Here is a 415-nt window from a genome sequence, read left to right as displayed (position 1 = left end):
CAGATGCGCGCGCGGATCAAGATCCTGAGTGAGCATAATATCGGTTGCGGCATTACGGTGAGCCGGATCGGCGAGGATGACCAGCTGCAGGCGCTGCACAAGCGACTCCGCGGCATGCCGTCGTACATGTACCTATCCGGGCATGAGCAGCGTCTGGAGGCCACGGCACACGCCTATCTGCGGCGCTACCCAGCCGGCACCCGGGCGCAGTTGCACGCCGTACCTGCCGGGGCTATGGACGAAGAAGATGATCAGGCGCTGAAGGAAGTGCGCCGAGCCATCCGCAAGGTCATCGAGACGCGCGGGCTTTACATGGACGACGTCGACGAGGTACTGGCGCGCCTGGCCGAGCTTCAGGACTTGCAGGCCGAGGTCAAGCGGATCGACAACGTTCTGGAGGCACTGGCCGAGTATA

The 415-nt window shown here is 63.4% G+C and carries 1 protein-coding gene; it reads left to right on the top strand.

The features are described 5' to 3' along the window. Positions 1-415 (top strand): RNA polymerase subunit sigma-24 (locus KVT38_RS33550; RefSeq protein WP_217598054.1); only part of this gene is annotated, 415 nt, incomplete at both ends.

Origin of the sequence: Cohnella sp. GbtcB17, from assembly GCF_019091135.1 — a bacterium.
In the GTDB taxonomy this organism is placed as follows: domain Bacteria; phylum Bacillota; class Bacilli; order Paenibacillales; family Paenibacillaceae; genus Cohnella.
This window is presented reverse-complemented; position numbering and strand designations above follow the sequence as displayed.